The sequence below is a fragment of the Pedobacter jamesrossensis genome, assembly GCF_042650905.1.
Classification (GTDB): domain Bacteria; phylum Bacteroidota; class Bacteroidia; order Sphingobacteriales; family Sphingobacteriaceae; genus Pedobacter; species Pedobacter jamesrossensis.
In genome coordinates this window covers 1-14,787 of the sequence record NZ_JBHSBY010000037.1, presented here as the reverse complement: position 1 = coordinate 14,787, position 14,787 = coordinate 1, and the positions used below count along the sequence as shown (strand labels likewise).

General features: G+C 36.1%; 9 protein-coding genes. 2 read left to right on the top strand and 7 right to left on the bottom strand.

The window, feature by feature from the left end:
* Positions 1-265 precede the first annotated feature (265 nt).
* From ACFOUY_RS08230 to ACFOUY_RS08200, 7 genes are all read right to left on the bottom strand, one after another.
* Complete coding sequence (locus tag ACFOUY_RS08230; RefSeq protein WP_378960019.1) at positions 266-1,507, bottom strand: alkaline phosphatase family protein; 1,242 nt, start codon at positions 1,505-1,507, stop codon at positions 266-268.
* Positions 1,508-1,637: 130 nt separating this feature from the next.
* Entirely contained in the window at positions 1,638-3,095 is a 1,458-nt protein-coding gene (locus ACFOUY_RS08225) for a SusD/RagB family nutrient-binding outer membrane lipoprotein (protein ID WP_378960018.1), read from the bottom strand.
* 16 nt (positions 3,096-3,111) lie between these two features.
* Positions 3,112-6,348, bottom strand: a complete 3,237-nt coding sequence (locus tag ACFOUY_RS08220) for a SusC/RagA family TonB-linked outer membrane protein (protein WP_378960017.1) — start codon at positions 6,346-6,348, stop codon at positions 3,112-3,114.
* Positions 6,349-6,664: 316 nt separating this feature from the next.
* Positions 6,665-7,660: a FecR family protein gene (locus tag ACFOUY_RS08215; RefSeq protein ID WP_378960016.1), complete on the bottom strand. Its 996-nt coding sequence runs from the start codon at positions 7,658-7,660 to the stop codon at positions 6,665-6,667.
* A gap of 101 nt (positions 7,661-7,761) precedes the next feature.
* Positions 7,762-8,331 (bottom strand): RNA polymerase sigma factor, encoded by a 570-nt coding sequence (locus ACFOUY_RS08210; protein ID WP_378960015.1) that lies wholly within the window; start codon positions 8,329-8,331, stop codon positions 7,762-7,764.
* Positions 8,332-8,800: 469 nt separating this feature from the next.
* Positions 8,801-9,556, bottom strand: coding sequence for a hypothetical protein (locus ACFOUY_RS08205; RefSeq protein ID WP_378960014.1), 756 nt, complete (start codon positions 9,554-9,556; stop codon positions 8,801-8,803).
* 1,152 nt (positions 9,557-10,708) lie between these two features.
* A complete protein-coding gene (locus ACFOUY_RS08200; RefSeq protein WP_378960013.1) occupies positions 10,709-12,406 on the bottom strand; it encodes a hypothetical protein in 1,698 nt (565 codons plus the stop codon).
* A gap of 601 nt (positions 12,407-13,007) precedes the next feature.
* Here ACFOUY_RS08200 and ACFOUY_RS08195 point away from each other — a divergent pair.
* Together ACFOUY_RS08195 and ACFOUY_RS08190 are read left to right on the top strand one after the other, a co-directional pair.
* Positions 13,008-14,459 carry an ATP-binding protein gene (locus tag ACFOUY_RS08195; RefSeq protein WP_378960012.1) on the top strand — a complete coding sequence of 484 codons (1,452 nt, stop codon included), beginning with the start codon at positions 13,008-13,010 and terminating at the stop codon, positions 14,457-14,459.
* Positions 14,460-14,487: 28 nt separating this feature from the next.
* Positions 14,488-14,685: a TOTE conflict system archaeo-eukaryotic primase domain-containing protein gene (locus ACFOUY_RS08190; RefSeq protein ID WP_378960011.1), complete on the top strand. Its 198-nt coding sequence runs from the start codon at positions 14,488-14,490 to the stop codon at positions 14,683-14,685.
* The last annotated feature ends 102 nt before the right edge of the window (positions 14,686-14,787 follow it).

Here is a 14,787-nt window from a genome sequence, read left to right as displayed (position 1 = left end):
AATGCCTATGCACATCATGAATCAAACAAATCCATAATTTTAACTTTAAAGCTTGAAAATAATGAATCCTACTTATCTGACTAAAATTCGAACTTCAAAAAAATGTAACCATTTAGGTAAAAAATACCAGCTAGAATAGACTATCTGGTATTTAAACCATTTTGAGTTAATGATTAAAGCTATATCAAGTAATGAGGGTATCAATTTTCGAAAGAAAGATCAGCAAGCTGGGATGAAATAGTAATTTGTCTTTAAAACATCTTTATCATTTGCTTTTGGAATTAAGCTGAATCCATTTGTTAACCGTATTTTCGGGAGTTTCCAGCACTATCTTGTAAAAATCCGACGGATATTTTTCTATATTGATAAATGCATGTTTTTGCGTAACAGCAACTTCTGCCAGAAGATGATACTCATCTTTTCCTCCAGTTTTAAAATGATTTGTTGTGCTGAGGTATATTTTTACTTTACCATTATTTTTTAATGCTTTCCAATTTAAATCGATATTGCCGTGTACATAATTTGCCTCTACTTGAGCGATTGCAACATCACCAATAAATGGCGTACCGTCTACTTCTTCTTTTACTTCTTTTGGTAGATTGATGTTCATAAATCTGGCGATAGATGGCATAATATCTACAATTGCAGGGCGATAATAAGTAGCATAATTATTTAAGGGTTTATAATTCGACACCATCCATGTAGAACGTTGCCTTGCACTCTGACCGCCATGGTTTTTTCCTGTTTTTTCATCCCTACCGTGGTCGGTGGTAACAATCATTAGCCAATCTTCATTATTCTTTTTCTTCCTAAGTTGTATGGCATCATAAATTTTTCCTAGCTGAACATCTAACTTTTTAACTGCACTTTCAAACTGCGGACTATCACCATACATGTGTCCCATATCATCGGTATATTCTAAGTAAATCCAAGAAAGGTCTGGTGCATCTTTTGAAATTGTTGTGGCTGCATCTTCAGCTACCTGTTCATCTATCTTATGCATAAACTCTCTATTTCTGTCATGCTTAAACCGAACAGTATCTAACTCATAGCCATCGAAATAAGCATCAACCTTTAAGTTACCAGCCGCTTTTAAATTATGTCCGAGTAGTTTGGTTCGGTTATCAGTCCAGCTAGAAAATATAGCCGTTTTTTTATTTGGATATTGATTTTTAAGCAACCTAAAAATATTCTGATAATTGTAGTTAGGTGATTTTATATCATTGTCCGGCACATTATGTTTGTTGACCCAGGTACCTGTAAGCAAGCTATTGTAACCTACCGCAGATATGGTTGGTGTTTGGCTATAGCTATCCTTTTCACCACCAACAGACATTCGCGTGTAACTTCCATCGGCTATAATTTTTTTAATATGTGGTAAATCCAAACGTTCAATTAAATCAGCTGGAATACCATCGGCTATAACAAATACGGTTTTTTTTACCTTTTGAGCACTGGCCTGTACAGCTGAAAATAGTAAAACAGCAACAAAAAATTTCTTATACATATTGAAAATATAAATGCATCAATTAAAATTAATAAAAGGCTGTATCATAAATTAATCATCTTTAAATCTTTGTCGAAATCCTTTAACAGACTCAAGGAGGAGATTTGGTATGTGATACAGCCTTATTTTATTATGGCCTGATAGACCACATTACGCCATTAATATCATCACCGCTAGTGTATTGCGAACTTATTGAACCACTAACATTGACTTGATTTAAGCGCAGTTCTGATTCTGGGTACATCCAACGTTTAGGAATGCGCTTGTTGTTTAACACACCAGCACCGCTAAGATCAAAAGTTGGAATTCCCGTTCTTCGCTGCTCATAAAAAGGTTGCCAATCGCTATTCATAAATGAGGCAATGTATTTTTGAGTAAGAATGTTTACCAAAGCACCCGAACCTGCAGCTAATTGAACTGTACTTTGAGACAAATAGGTATTAATTGCCGTTTGATTAATGTTATAAAACAACATAGATGCCTGAATTCCTTTCTGATAATAATCGTTTGCATTTCCAGCTATCCAACCTCTTGTAACTCCTTCAGCCAATATAAATTGAACTTCTGCATAACCAAGGGCTATGCTTGGCTCGTTCACCGGATTATTATAATATCGTGGATTTATTTTAGATAATTCTCCAGCAACACTTCTGGCATTATTTTCATTAACGGGTGCACTACCTTTTGCGCCACCATAAGCATTAAAATCGGTAGCAGGAAGGCTCGAAAATTTAGGCGCTTTATCTGCAAATGAAAATAAACGGTTGTCTTTTAATAATTTTAATAAATCAACAAACGTTTCTTCCATATAATAAGCGGTTTGCATATCGTTACTGTTGAAATAAGGATAACGGTTATTCAGCAAATCATAAAACTTCAACTGTGCATTATCGGTATTAGATTCCATGATGGGATACGTAGCTGGTGCATTCACAATTTCGGCAAAACGCTTTTTAACTTCCAGTTTGGTATCGTTTTCTTTTATGGATAAACTTAAAAGTACCCTCAAAGAAAGGGAATTAATTGCCTTTTTCCATTGTTGCATATTTCCATTGTAAACGATATCGCCCGCAACATTTGGCGTGGTAGAAGTTATAAGTCCGCTGGCTGTTTTTAAATCATTTAAAATGCCCAAATAAATATCTTCCTGCTTATCGTAAAGAGGTGTTGTGATACCCTCATCACCCTTTAGGGCCTGCGTGTATGGAATATCGCCAAACATTTGGGTTAGCTGGAGAAAATACCAGGCCTTATAAAATTTTGCAATCGGAATATATTCGGGTTTATTTTGGTTGATTGCAGCTTGCTCCATTTTAATTACTTGCCTTAAATTGTTATAGCCGTTGTAACTTCCGCGTGTCCAGCCATAATATTGTTCCAAAGAAACCGCATCGGTATAAACCATTTGGCGTGATGCATAAGCAACAGTAACATTTGATGCCTGGAAAGCCGTTTGTTCGATAGAATTCAACAACAAATCTGGCGTAGCAATTGTAGATTTATTTGGGTCGGTTTGAAACTCACTAAACTTTTTACACCCTGTTTGCAGAATGACGATGAGTACAAGTAGTGATAATAAATTTTTCATATCTATTTGTGATGAATTAAAATTTCAGATTTACGTTAAAGCCAAATGACCGTGTAGATGGTGTTTGCAAATTATCAGTAGCCGGGTCTGGGTCTACGTTTGGCATTTTAGAGAATAACAATAAGTTTCGCCCAACCAGCGATACATTTAATCCTTTTATAAACGATTTACCTAAAAACTTAGCCGGCACCTGATAGCTCAAGGTTGTTTCGCGAAGTTTTAAAAATGTTTGTGAGAAATAATTGTAATTATTGTATGCTCCATTGCTGGTATTTGTCATGTAATCAATATAATTTACCGCCTTGGTATTTGGCGCATAAACCCTTGTATCAGCAATTATATTGCCTGTTGCATCGTAAGTTGCCTGTCCACTGGTTACCACCACCCCATCGCCAATAAAAGTTGATAGTCCATTGTTTGCATCAACCCTGTATTGGTTTAATGTGCCTTTATTTGTTCCACCCCACCACATTTTTTGGTTGGTGGTAGAATACATCATGCCGCCAATACGGCCATCAACTAAAAATTTTAAACTGAAGTTTTTGTAGTTAAATGTATTTTCGATACCATAAGTCCAATCTGGGTCTTGGTTACCGATATACCTCGAAAAAGTATCATTCAGCGGGAATCCATTGCTGCCATAAATAATCTGGCCTTGATTATTGGTTTGATAAACGGTAGTAAAAATCCTGTCCATTCTATCACCTACCTTCAAAAAGTTAAGCGTTTCCGCCCCTCCATAAATCTCTTTCAAATAACGGCGGTACTGACTAAAGTTTAGCGAAACATTCCATTCGAAATTGGCAGATTTTAAAGGAGTGCCAGAAACTACAAACTCTAATCCTTTACGTTGATAAACATTTCCGTTTGCCAACTGGCTGTTATAGGCTGTAGTAATAGACACAGGAATAGATACAATGTTGTTAAAATCGCGGGTTTGATAATAGGTAGCCTCCAGGCTTAATCTGTTTTTAAGAAATTTAGCATCTACACCAATTTCCCAGCTATCAGATGTTTGTGGTGATAAGTTGCCGTTTAACACGGCATCACCAAAAGTTAAAGAAGGCAAATTATTCCAAATAACACCCTTGTTAAATGACGGTAGATAACTATATGTGTAAGCGTTATCATTTAAAGTAGCACTTGACACCCTAGACCATGAGCCACGGGCCTTTAAATATGAAATCCATTTTGGCAGTTTAGCAAGTTGAGATATCACGACCGATGAACTTACTGATGGATAAAAAAAGCTGTTATTTGCTATTGGCAGTGTAGAGATTACATCATTTCTACCTGTTGCAGATAAATAAATACCGTTTAAAAATTCTAAATCTAAAACGGCATAAACGCTACTCGTACGCCTTTCTTCAATAAAATTTGTGCCTTGTATGGGATTTGCTGAATTGCTTAAATTATAAAAACCTGGTATGGTTAGCCCATCAGTATTGGTAGAGCCGTATTTGTTATTGCGATAATAATTTGAACCACCCACCTGCGCATGCAACTTAAACTTTTCGGTAAAAGTATGGTTGTAATCTGCAATAAGGTCGGTAGCCAAGTCTATATAATTCCCTGTAGCAACTGTAAACTGACCTCGTGATTTATTTCCATAACCAATATAACTCATTGGTTCTTTATAAGTTCTGTTTAAGCCGTATCCATTTATACCATTTCTAAACTGGATGTTTAAAGCCGGACTGATTTTGTAATTTAAGTTCAAGGAACCAAATGTATTATCCTTATCATATCCTCTTAAATATTCGTAAGCCTGAAAATAAGGGTTGTTGTAGTATGAAGTATTGTAGTTACGCTGCTGAATACCTTCCTTTCCGGGCACCCAATAATTTCTTAAATCTGCAACGCTAACATCTGCCCCAGTCCACAAAACTAAATTGTACAAATAATTTGTGGGTCCATAACCTGTTTCAGGAAAGTTTTTGGTAAACTGGCGATTGTAGTTCAAGCGGGCATCTATGGTAAAAGCATCTGATAATTTATAATTACCCGAGATGCTGAAAGAAGAGTTATTCAGATCGGTATTTGGCACGATGCCACGCTGGTAGATGTGTGATGCCGATGCACGGAATGAGCCTTTGTCTGAACTTTGAGTAATGCTGATGTTGTTGCTTGAAATCAAACCGGTTTGGAAGAAATCTTTTACATTATTTTTTCCTCTTGATATGAATGGCAATGGAACAAGTTTGCCGGTAAGTGGATCTATGGGACTATTAAACTGTGGTGTTTCAAAAAAGCCACTTGGCGTCGCTGCCGGTTGATCTAATTTTGGTCCCCATATCCAACCAGAACCTTCCGGACCACCGCCAGAACCATCAACATAGGTGTATTTTCCTTTAAAACCTGCACCATATTCGGTTTGTACATCTGGTATTCTGATAAAACTAGGTTGAATTTGAGTTGATGAATTTACATCGATACTCAAGTCTTTACCTTTTCCTCGTTTTGTGGTAATCATAATCGCACCGTTCTGACCAATTGAACCATATAATGCGGAAGCACTTGCTCCTTTAAGTACGGTTAAACTCTCAACATCATCAGCGTTAACTTTGTACAAATCGGCCGATTGGTCTGGAATTCCATCTATTACAATAAGGGGTTTTCTTCCACGAAGTGAAATACCTGGGTCTTGAAATAAATCTGTAGAATTGCGAATGTTTAAGCCTGCAACCCTACCTGTTAATGAGTTAATGATGTTTGGTTCGCGAGCTTTTACCAGGTTTTCGCCTTGCACTTCCTGTACTGCGTAACCCAGTTTAGCTTTTTCCTTTTTTATACCTAAAGCGGTAACTACAACTTCAGAAAGTGTTTGATCATCATCAGCCAATTCGATGCTGTAAGTATCCGTTTCGGTTACTACAATTTCTTTTGTGGTATAGCCAACGCTGGTTAATACCAAAACATCACCATCCTTAACTTTAATAGAGAAATCACCTTCCTGATTGGTAACGGTACCTGTATTTGAACCCTTTACTAGCACAGAAACACCTGGAATACCTTGCTTTTTATTATCGGTTACATGTCCACGAATAATTCTTGCATCGGCAGATTTAACGATTAAAACAGGTTTAACAATAATTTTATTATTAACCTCATTGTAAGTAAAGGGTATGGTTGACGAGATTTTCTGCAACACATTACCCAAATTACTGTTTACAGCATTAATGCTTATTTTTTTTTGAAGAAACCCATTACGATCAACACAAACGATGCTATAATTCGTTTGCTTTTGAATCATATTAAAGATTTGCGAAAGCGATTGATTGTTAGCTTGAATAGAGCATTTTATGTTGTTTAAGTTTTCTGTTGCTGACCTTTTATTTGAGGCAGAAACTTGATAGCAGATACTGGTTAACAGCAGTGTTAGGATTAACAACCTGCATTTCAAAGAAATTAAAGACGATTTGTAAATCTTTTTTTTCATAAATTAGGAATTCGTTAAGTGAATTTTGAATAGTTTGTATGGCGAATTTTTAACCGGCATCTCGTAAATGCCGGTTATTTTTTTGAGTTCTGCCTTGCATCACTCAATTGTTTTGTAACCCTGTTTTAATTCATTTTTTGTTAATTATGTATATTTTATTTCCATCATTGCGATAGCTTAAATTTCCTGTTGAGCAGATAATTTCAAGCACGTCATTTAAAGGGTCATTTTCAAAGCGTGCAAAAACCCGTGTATCAGCAGTCGATTCATCATCAAACACCAACTTAACGCCATACATTTTGCCGATTTTTTTTGCCGCATCGCTTAGCTTTTCATTATTAAAAACTAAAGTCTTGGTCATCCAGCCCATTACATTGGCACTATCTAAAACATGTTGATAAACCTGGTGGCTGGAACGATTTAACACCAATTCCTGCCCGGGTTTCAACTTGTATTCTTCGTCATGGTCATCAATTACGTTAACATTCACCTTTCCTTCAAATAGAGATACAGCCGTTAAATTTTCATTTTTGGAGGCATCAACATTAAAATGAGTACCCAGCACATTAATGCTTAAATCATCGGTACGTACTGTGAAAGGTTTATGTGGATTTTTACTCACTTCAAAATAAGCCTCACCAATTAATTCAACCTGTCGATGATACTTTTCAAATGCAGCAGGATATTTTAATATACTTTTCGGACCAAGGATAATCTTCGTCCCATCAACCAGATAGAATGTTTTTATCTCTCCGGCTTTGCTCACCTTTTGCAAATAAAGTGGTGATGCTGGGGCTAGATCATTAGATGAAAGCATGAGCAATGATACCATGCAAACTACAGCTACGGTCGCTGCAAGCATTGACCATTTCAAAATAAACTTTTTATTGCTGCGCTTTACATTTACCTCTTGCTCATCAATAATATGGTTGAGCTTTTTCAATGCCTTCAAACTTTCTTCCTTATCAGCCAACTTTACATCAAACCAACTCGCTTTAATTTCTTCAAACGTTTGTTCATTTCGAGGCGATGCTGTTATCCAATCAGCTAAAAATTCATTTTCTTCTGTACTGGTATGTTTGAGCAGGTATTGGGTAATTAATAAATAGATGTCTCTCTCTTCCAAAATAATATGTTGATTGTTGGAAAGACGTATTTGAACAGGAATATCCTTACAAGGTATATTCGATTTAATGTAATGGTAATATGGCTAACACTAAATTAATATTACAACTGCGATTTGTAGTGCCCGTAATGTTCCTTTAAAAACTTTATTGCCCTAAACATGTGTGTTTTAACAGAGTTTCGGGTTAGATTTAATAGTGATGCAATTTCATCATAAGTGAGGTTATCTTCCCTATTCATTTTAAAAACAAGTTGGGTTTTTGTAGGGAGCAGATTTATCATCTCCTCTATACTACAGCTAAGCTCCTTGAAAATCAATATATTATCGGGCGACTGAGAAGCATTGGTTTGTTCATTAAACTCCATCTCGGTAGGATCATAAAGTAGAATTTGTCTTTCCCTATAAATATCCTTTACCTTATTTTTTAAAGCAGTAAAAAGAAATGCTGATAATGAACTATGGATGATTAAGTTATCCCTTTGGTTCCAAACTTTCAAAAAAACTTCTTGTACAAGGTCATCAGCCTGATGGCAAGTGTTCGAAAGTAAAGATTCCCCATACCTTACCAAACCAGAATGATACTTCAGAAAAATTGCATTAAAGGCCTGCCGGTTACCTTTACTTAACTTATAAAGTAGTTCAAAATCATCTAATTGATTGGTGGTAATCATGTTCCCAAAACTATGATCAGCTTATTAATTCCCCGTTAAGGAATTATTCAGAAAACAATATATATTCTTATTGTTTCTCTTAGCCAAGTCTCCGACAATCTATTTGAAAGCAATTCCTGGATTTGCTGGGCAATCGAGATGTTTTTTTTGTTTATCGTTTTTTTGTTGAAATTTACTCAGTTGCAAATAATTTTCTTGCAGATAGAAAATAGTGGCAACTATATGTCTACTTACAGGGCCGAAATAATAGGGGCAATCACATTGATGCCCCTTAATAATTTGGTTTTTCAATTGTTAACCGAACGGTATAATCTTCCCTTCCAGCAACAATGGCTTCATATTCTCCAATTGAGATTTCTGAAAAATCAATGCCAGAATGATTTCTAAAATAAGCGAGTGCTCGTTTTAAAATGGCTTAATCAAGGATTTGTTCAAATTCGTTTATGGGTATTTGCATAGCCTCAAGCTTTTACAAAGCCTTGGAGACAGGTTCTTTTTCCAAATCGTAAACCCATGTTGACAACTCTACTTGAAACCATTGTTTAAACATTTTGTAGTTACGGTTTTGGGGCCATTTCTTTTTATTACTATGCCTATCTTCTAATTCGAGCACAAATAGCCTATCAAATTTCTTTCTAAGCCAGGCTTCCACATCATCAATATCTTCACTTATCAGGTAAGTTTTTGTTTCTTTGACTTCATGAACATCTTCGGGATACAAATTAGAAAACCAATCCAAAAAAGGTTGCAATGGTCTTAGTATGATTGCGCTGCGATTAATGTAGTTTTCTTCGAAATCCTCCTCGCTATACTCCTCTTCTAAATCCGCCAGCATCGAAGCTAAATAATCCTCTTTCCCCTGGGTAACTACAGATAAAACAGGATCTCCAATAGTTTCTTTGATTTCAAAATCTACAATAAAGTTATCATAGTCCTTAAATTTTGTTACTTTCGAATAAATCATTCTCTTTAACAGATCCAAATTTACCTCTGTTTTCTTAAAAGAACTCATAATCGCTTCACTTTCTCCCTTTGGCAACAGGACTTTCAGATTGCCGAAATTCCAGGCACTGATGGCAAACTCAAAAATGTCTTCATAATGTTCAATGCCATCAAAATCAGCCATAAAAGGTTCTATAAACTGTTCCAGTAATTTTGAATATTTTACACCCTGGTTTTGGATAATAGTTTTATTTCCAAATAAACTGATGACTTTGTTCTTCATATTAATTTGTAATTATTAATTCGCTCTAGAAATATTTATCAAAAATAATAAACCTTTTCTAATGACTGTAAAAAACTTCTACGTGGCTTTATAAAGCCTAAAGTTGTTCAACGAAAACCCTTTTCATAAAATTCTTCTGTATTTTTACTTGGTCGTAAAGCTCTTTAAATTGGTCGTCCAAATTTTTCAGGTATTTATTAAGTTTAAACCGAAACCCGCGTTTTCTTGGATAATCTGCATTCAGTTCATAACCGACGAGAAAGCTTTTCCCGGGAAACTACCGTATAAAACTTTCCTGTTTCTTCAGTGGGAATAGCTGCCTTATAAAATTCTAGCCCAAGGTAAAAGGCGCCTTACTATTCCTTCCTCCAAATCAAATGTAGCGCGCGAAGGTGGCTGTAAGTTCTTTGAGATTTCCTATAAACGTTCATCATCATACCGTATGGGTCGCAAGGGATAAGAGGTAAGCTCTCCGCAACCTTTTTTAGCATTCTTATATCGGACATCTTCATATCTTTCCAACTTATTTAATTACCATTTGATGTCAGGAAAATCCCTGGTTTCCAGTTCATGAATTTCACATCCATGGGCCCAAGCCGAATTATTCAAATATGAATTATTCGTTTGTGTTCAGGCGAACAACTCGAAAAATAACTGTGGAGCAATCGAGCTATCATGCAAAACCCTGTTTTCCCACCGGGCATAAATACAAAAGTCACTTGCAGTGTTTGGTGAATGATAAGGTTCATTTCAAATCCAACGCTCAAGACCACGACCTAGACTCGGCACAATATCGACCGCACCCACGGCATCATACTGAAGTAAAGCCTGCTCAGTCAAGTATTCAAGCACCTAAAGATTGGCTTAATTCTTTCGATTACTCATTGAAAATCCACCATTTCCTCGAAGCAAATTTATAAAAATCCACATATCAATCCACATTAACTGAGAACCATAATAATGGTGACACTGTTCATTATCAAAAGAGCCCTGTTGGATAACTTGCGTACACAGCTTATGCGTTTCTCTAATTCTTTTATAGAAATTGCAAATATTTACTTTAATTCTATATCAAATTATTAACCTTTTTAGATAATTTACTTTCTGTTCTGACTATTTTTCACCGTTTAACCTCAGAAAGTTCTAGAGGAATTAACTGGTCGATGACTTTCTAGCCACATATTTTACGAATAAATTGGCCCATGTCCCATAAACCTTTTCTCTCGCCTTTACTATAAGCGTTAGATTTTCTACCCCATATTTCAAAGCCGCCATTTGATAGATCTTTTCCAATATCTCTTCAAGCTTAGCAGGATTGTCAATGTTCAGCCGCTTATCGCGTTCATTATCAATTTTGGTAATAAGCTTTTTCATAAAAGCTTCCGCAGAATAAAGGATTAACTGCTTTGTGTACAGTGCAATACTATCATAATCTGCATTTTCATCCAGATATGCTAATAGCCCCTTAAAATCCCCTTCCGAATCTCGCAGCGCAAGGGAAAAATCCGCAGCATTTTTATCAAAGACCGCGAGTTGTCTTGCATTTGCCAAAACCTGATTTCTCCATTTTTTAAATTGGGCATCAGGTTCAATACTGGAAAGAACAAGGTTATAATTGTCAAAGTTAGGCTTGTACAGCAGTTCCCTTGAAAGTACTCCAACCAGTTTCTTATCATCTTTTGTTTGGATATAAATCTGTTTCAATCTTGCGATATAATCTAAATCGTAATAGGAATCAGTATTTTGGTCGACTTGCTCAATACAGTAAGTTTCTGCAGTATTCAACTCTCCAAGCTCGATTAGAGCATCTATTAGTCTAATGTTGTATGCAATAGCATGCCTGATTGGCCGGAATATATCCTTATATTCAGGAAAGTTCTTATTGAATACAACCATGTGCAGCAACAACTCCAATAATTCTTTTGATTCCGCGACTCTTTCATCTTTCCTAGTATGATAAACTCCCGCTATAATCCCTATTATCTTCGAGCGCATCTGGGCTGAGCTTGAATTAAATATATGTACGAATATATTTGTGTATTCCCGGCGAACCCCGCCATGACCATCAAGAAAAAATTCTTTCGAAAAATAGGATAGGCACTTTGTGGAGGTCTCATCATCGCGAATATTTAATATAACTTCTTCTATCTGAGTTAAGACTTGTTTGAAATAGGTTTCAAACCTCTTGCTACTGGTTAGTATTCGATATTTGAATTCAACCACAGTGTCAATTAGGGCATGAATTTGCTGAAAAAAATCTTCATTGGCAGGCTCAGCAAAATATTGTTCCAAAATTGGCTTATGAAGTTCGGTCCACAGATCAATGATCTTTCTCACTTCAAAAACTTCGGCTTTTCGTCTTTTACCAATCACTGCCTTCACCGTATCATGGGTTAGAGCAATAATTTCCTCTGGTGTATAATTCTCGGATTTATCAGAGAATTCATTCATGAAAGCAATACTCAGATCCTTGTTTTTCTTTAAGGTCTTTAAAATCCAAGCCTTAATTTTCTCGGGCTCAGCTTGCTCCAAGGCCTGTTTTACAGGATCGATCTTTTTGGTGGCAACGACCTTAGCGACTGGTTTTATGCCTTTGGCAATAAAGGCTAAAAGTGCAATCTTATGATGGCAGAATGAGAGATGACTTTTACATTCACAACTAGAGACAATCACGGTACCTTTTTCTAACTGTAGCCTCACATCATAACTTTTATCAAGTTCATCAACATAGGATTCAAAATCGCCAGAGTTAACTTCATCACACTCTCTGACGGCGCACCGCTGTGATTTTTTGATCAGCTCACTATCCAATTTGGTTTTAAAATTCTTGCTGGTAATTTCGTCTTTCATTGTTCAAGTACAGATGTACTCAAAAATAGGCTTTTCAATGATATTTCATAAAGGTAAATCTCCTTCTACTGAAGGTACTTAATTGAGGTGCTTAAAGGAATCTCTTATTGAAAAGCTGATTCTTGCTCACTTCTGCCAAAAGCCATAATTTACATATTGCCTGTCGGTTCATTTTAAACTGGAAAGAAACTCTCGTGACTTATTTGAAGATGATATCTGATGGGAGGGAAAGATATGGCATCGATTCAGGCAGCTGATCATTGATGTACCACTTGTCGTAATATTCATCGATAATAAACCATTTGTAAGTGGTTCCGACGAAGCCAGAACAATCTTTATTTAAACAACCTACTGACTAACAATTACTTGCAAAAAAACAATTACTCCTCACTAACGATCCAAAATGACTGTTATTGGGCTCAAATGTTATCACTCAAATTTACGAAATGAATTCGTTTAACACAAGAAAAATCATCTAAATACAACCAGCTACAAAATATTAAGAAAATTAATAAATGATTTTCACGAACATTTCAGTAATAACAACACATACATTTACCCTAATTCTATTACAATTATCAACTATATTTATCCTAATTCTGTGACAGATAAGCAATTAATTAACCCTAATTCTGTGACGAAATATTCATTAATTAGTCCTAATTTTGTAACAACAAGTAGTTTTGGAATTAAAGTTTGTCAAATGTTCGATAGAATAATATTTACAGAGTTAGAAAAATGGCTTACCAAATCAAATCGTAAGCCATTAGTGATACGAGGCGCTAGGCAGGTGGGTAAGACCACCGTTGTTGGGCAATTTTCAAAAAAATTTAAGCAGTATATCTATCTCAATCTGGAGCTTGCTGCTGACAGAAAGCCTTTTGAAGAGTTCACAACGATCCAATTACTCGTGCAGTCTTTGTTTTTTACTAAAAATCAGTCACTTACCCAAAGAAACGATACACTTTTGTTTATCGATGAAATACAGGAAGTGCCTGAGGCCTTAAACATTCTACGTTATTTTTATGAAGACGAACCAGGGATTGCTGTAATAGCTGCGGGCAGTATGCTCGAAACTTTATTTGATAAAAATATTAGCTTTCCAGTCGGAAGAGTAGAATATATGGTTTTAAGACCCGTTTCTTTTCCAGAGTTTTTGAGTGCTATGGATGAGCGGGAAGCGATAAATTATTTACAACAGGTACCCGCACCATCCTTTACACATGATAAACTCATACTGCTATTCCATACCTATGCACTTATAGGGGGAATGCCAGAAGTTATTGCAGCGTATAGCAAAAACAAAGATCTACTGGAATTGTCATCAATCTTCGATTCGTTGATTACGGCATATATGGACGATGTTGAGAAATATGCTGGCACAAATGCACAGGCATTACATATAGGTCACGCGATAAGGGCATCATTTGGACAGGCTGGTGGGCGTATTAAGTTTGAAGGTTTCGGAAATTCACCCTACCGTTCCAGGGATATGGGAGAAGCATTAAGGACGCTGGAAAAGGCTTTGTTAATTGAGCTTATTTACCCATCAAGTGATGTAAAACTGCCTTTGCTGCCAAACTTTAGGAAATCTCCAAGGCTTCAGGTGCTGGATACTGGAATGCTTAATTATTTTGCTGGTATACAGACAGAGATTTTAGGAACTGATGATTTAAATAAAGTTTATCAAGGGACCTTAATTGAGCACTTGGTTGGTCAGGAGTTATTAGCGACGCAGTTTAAATCCTTAAGTGCACTCCATTTTTGGGTACGGGAGAAGACTACTTCAAGTGCAGAGGTGGACTACGTTGTACCTTTTGAAGGGCAACTAATTCCGGTAGAAGTGAAATCAGGAGCTGAAGGTAAATTAAAATCTTTGCATATGTTTATGGATCTGTCCCCACATAATATGGCCATCCGATTTTATGCAGGCTCGCTGCACATTACTGATGCCTTTACCCCCGGCGGCAAGAAATACAAACTATTGAATCTCCCTTATTATCTGGTATCTCAAATCGAGAATTACCTAACCTGGTTCAAAACACAAATCTAGATTAGCAAGTTTACACGAATTTACGTAAATGGAAAATTTGACTCAAGAACAAATTAATTTGTATAAGTCCTTATTTAAGGGAAGAGAAGATGTTTTCGCATTGCGATGGGAAAAAGAAAAGAAAAGCGGATACTCACCAGCTTATTCGTATGACCCATATCTGTATAAAATTCACAAAATGAAAGGTGGAAGTTTTCATCATAAAAGCGTTTTTTTTGCTTTATAAATCATTGTTGTCCGATAAAAATAAACGGGATAGCCTAAGCCACCCCGTTTTTTATACCTTTAAGTTACGACACCAAAAAGTATGCTTAAAGGTACAACATTT

Bases quoted from the DNA above. Each gene is read 5' to 3' on its own strand.
- ACFOUY_RS08230 (WP_378960019.1), bottom strand. From the start codon at position 1,507: ATGTATAAGAAATTTTTTGTTGCTGTTTTACTATTTTCAGCTGTACAG.
- ACFOUY_RS08225 (WP_378960018.1), bottom strand. From the start codon at position 3,095: ATGAAAAATTTATTATCACTACTTGTACTCATCGTCATTCTGCAAACA.
- ACFOUY_RS08220 (WP_378960017.1), bottom strand. From the start codon at position 6,348: ATGATTCAAAAGCAAACGAATTATAGCATCGTTTGTGTTGATCGTAAT.
- ACFOUY_RS08210 (WP_378960015.1), bottom strand. From the start codon at position 8,331: ATGATTACCACCAATCAATTAGATGATTTTGAACTACTTTATAAGTTA.
- ACFOUY_RS08205 (WP_378960014.1), bottom strand. From the start codon at position 9,556: ATGAAGAACAAAGTCATCAGTTTATTTGGAAATAAAACTATTATCCAA.
- ACFOUY_RS08200 (WP_378960013.1), bottom strand. From the start codon at position 12,406: ATGAAAGACGAAATTACCAGCAAGAATTTTAAAACCAAATTGGATAGT.
- ACFOUY_RS08190 (WP_378960011.1), top strand. From the start codon at position 14,488: ATGGAAAATTTGACTCAAGAACAAATTAATTTGTATAAGTCCTTATTT.